The organism is Holdemanella sp. (genome assembly GCF_056804935.1).
The window spans coordinates 1-3,195 of sequence record NZ_DBMEXE010000186.1 but is presented as its reverse complement, the minus strand read 5'-3'; the positions used below and the strand labels follow the sequence as shown (position 1 = coordinate 3,195).

Here is a 3,195-nt window from a genome sequence, read left to right as displayed (position 1 = left end):
AACCATGTATATTTAGATGGGGAAGATGTATCTAAAGAAATTCGTATGAATAATGTATCTATGCAGGCTAGTAAAACAAGCCAGCTAGGTATTGTACGAATAAAATTAGTGAATCTTCAACAAAAAGTATGTGCCAATAAAGGTTTTATTGTAGATGGTAGAGACATTTGTTCTGTTGTTTTGCCAGATGCAGAAGTAAAGATCTTTATGAGTGCATCGAGTAAGGCTAGAGCCCAAAGAAGATATGATGAATATATTTCAAAGGGAATCGATGCTGATTATGAAACGATCTATCAGGATATTGTCGCAAGAGACTATCAGGATATGCATCGTGAAATTTCGCCTTTAGTAAAAACAGAAGATGCGATTGAAATTGATACTTCCGATTTAACAATTGATGAAGTCGTTTCAAAAGTATTAGATATAGTTGGATAATGTAGAAAGGGGACCACAATATGATTCGAGGTACTGTGGCCATCGTAGGTCGGCCAAACGTCGGAAAATCAACGATATTCAATCGTTTGATTGGACAAAGAAAGAGCATTGTAGATGACACACCCGGAGTAACAAGAGATAGAATTTATGGTGAAGTGGAATGGCTGACACAAACTTTTCGCTTGATCGATACGGGTGGTATTCAAATTGAGGACCAGGCATTTGCTCAGGAAATCAATATGCAGGTAGATATTGCGATTGAAGAAGCGGATGTCATTATTTTCTTAACTTCTGCCAAAGAAGGAGTAATGACAGATGATACAATTATCGCAAGAAAGCTGCAAAAGTGTAAAAAGCCAGTTATTTTAGCTTGCAACAAAGTGGATAATCCAGAAATGCAGATGAATGTATATGAATTCTATGCGTTAGGTCTAGGAGATCCTATTGCGATTAGTGGGGCACATGGCATTGGACTTGGCGACTTGTTGGATGTCGTGATGGAAAAACTTCCAGAAAAAGATATTGCTCCATATGAAGGAATTACTTCATTCTGTTGTATTGGTCGTCCTAATGTTGGAAAATCAAGCTTGGTAAATTCCATCTTAAAAGAAGATCGTGTTATAGTATCCAATGTAGAAGGTACTACGCGTGATGCGATTGATACGCCATTCTTTGTTGATGATAAAGAATATATGATCATTGATACGGCAGGTATTCGTAAAAAAGGTAAAATCTATGAGAATATTGAAAAATATTCGATCTTACGTGCTTTAAGTGCAATTGATCGTAGTAATGTCGTGTTATTCTTGATTGATGGTGAAAAGGGTATTCGTGATCAAGATAAGCATGTGGCTGGTCTTGCGCATGATGCTGGTAAAGGTGTTATCATTGTCTACAATAAGTGGGATACAGTTGAAAAAGATGAGAAGACCATGTCAAAGATTGAAAAGGAAATTCGTGCTCAATTCTTGTATTTGAATTATGCACCAATTGCGTTTACTTCTGCACTTACAGGAAGTAAAGTGAATCAATTGATTCCTTTGATTGATCAAGTGCATGATGCATGTACATTGCGTATTCCAACCAATGTATTAAATGATGTCATTTTGGATGCACAGATGATGAATCCGGCAAAACCTCACTTGGGAAAACAATTAAAGATTTATTATGCGAGCCAAGTTGCGGTTGAGCCACCGACAATTGTCTTATTTGTCAATGATCCAGAATTATTGCATTTTAGTTATGCTCGTTATATTGAAAATAAATTAAGAGAAGCATTTGGCTTTACGGGAACTCCAATTAAGATTTTGGCTCGTAAACGCTCATAGTAAGGAGTTAAATATGCGTACAGTTGTGATTGGTAGTGGAAGCTGGGGAACAGCTTTAGCTCAAGTATTACAAGATAATCATCAAGAAGTTTTAGTGTATGGTGTTGCAGAAGCTGAAGTTAATGATATTAATGAAAATCATAAAAACTCAAAGTATTTTGGAGATGTTGAATTAAATCCAGAATTAAAGGCAACAACAGATATTCAATGTGTCAAAGGAGCCGATATTGTATTGTTGGCAGTACCAACAATCGCAATTGATCCAATTTGTCACCAAATCAATGATATATTAGATAAAAAGACAATTATCATCAACGTTTCTAAGGGATTCCACCCAGAAACAAATGAAAGAATGTCTGAAGTTATTCGTCGCTGTATTGATGAAGATAAATTAAGTTCCGTCGTAAGTTTAATTGGTCCAAGTCATGCCGAAGAAGTTGTCATTCGTTTATTAACTACAATTGATGCGATCAGTTTAAACAACGAGGATGCCGTAACCGTTCAAAACTTATTCTCAAATCAATACCTACGTATTTATACAGGAAATGATGAGATTGGTTCTGAACTTGGTGTAGCCATTAAAAACGTTATGGCTATCGCATCCGGTATCTTATCTGGTTTAGGCTATCAAGATAATACGCGTGCAGCCTTGATTACGCGTGGTTTACAGGAAATGATTCGTTATGGTGTTCATTTTGGTGGGCAACAAAAAACATTCATGGGTCTAACTGGAATTGGAGACTTGATTGTAACTTGTACGAGTGTACATTCTCGTAACTTTGAAGCGGGTTACCAAATTGGAAAAGAGAATTCGGTTGAAAACTTCTTTAAGAACAACACAAAAACGGTAGAAGGTGTTCGTACCGCAAAAATTGTTCATCGTGTTGCGAAAGAAAATGGTATTGATATGCCAATTTGTGAAGAAGTTTACCAAATTTTATTCAATGGAAAACTTCCAAGTGAATGTGCACAAGATTTAATGATTAGAGATTTAAAGAAGGAATTTTAATATGGGAAAGTATGTAAATAAAGAGTCTTTAACACAGGCTTTATCTATCAATTTAAATTTGTCTAAAAAAGACGCAGCATTTGCGGTAGACTTAATTTTTAATGAAATGAGTGATGCCTTGGCAAGTGATGGTCATGTAGATATCACAGCTTTTGGTAAGTTTGAAATTTTTGATCGTAAATCAAGAATGGGAATTAATCCTGTCACAAAAGAAAGAATGATGATTCCGGCTACAAAACTTCCAAAGTTTCGTCCAAGTCAGACTTTAAAGAATAAGTGCAACAAATAGGTCATATGACCTATTTTTGTCTTTAGAAAGGATCGATCATGAGCTTATTTATAGTGACATTAGGCTTTACATTAGCTATTTCAAGTAAGTGGGCCTATTCTTATTTTGGTTTATCGAGTTTTGAACAAATTGTA

4 protein-coding genes are annotated in these 3,195 nt (G+C 35.6%); all 4 read left to right on the top strand.

What is annotated here, in order from left to right; translation table 11 throughout:
* The coding region (gene cmk, locus ACZQCL_RS07910) for a (d)CMP kinase (RefSeq protein WP_482482638.1) at window positions 1-435 on the top strand (435 nt) is incomplete at its 5' end.
* A gap of 20 nt (window positions 436-455) precedes the next feature.
* The gene (der, locus tag ACZQCL_RS07905) at window positions 456-1,763 is read left to right on the top strand and encodes a ribosome biogenesis GTPase Der (protein ID WP_117924825.1); all 1,308 of its coding nucleotides are present in this window, start codon (window positions 456-458) and stop codon (window positions 1,761-1,763) included.
* A gap of 13 nt (window positions 1,764-1,776) precedes the next feature.
* Window positions 1,777-2,772, top strand: coding sequence for an NAD(P)H-dependent glycerol-3-phosphate dehydrogenase (locus tag ACZQCL_RS07900; protein ID WP_227992567.1), 996 nt, complete (start codon window positions 1,777-1,779; stop codon window positions 2,770-2,772).
* A gap of 1 nt (window position 2,773) precedes the next feature.
* Complete coding sequence (locus tag ACZQCL_RS07895) at window positions 2,774-3,061, top strand: HU family DNA-binding protein (protein ID WP_117924828.1); 288 nt, start codon at window positions 2,774-2,776, stop codon at window positions 3,059-3,061.
* Window positions 3,062-3,195 lie beyond the last annotated feature (134 nt).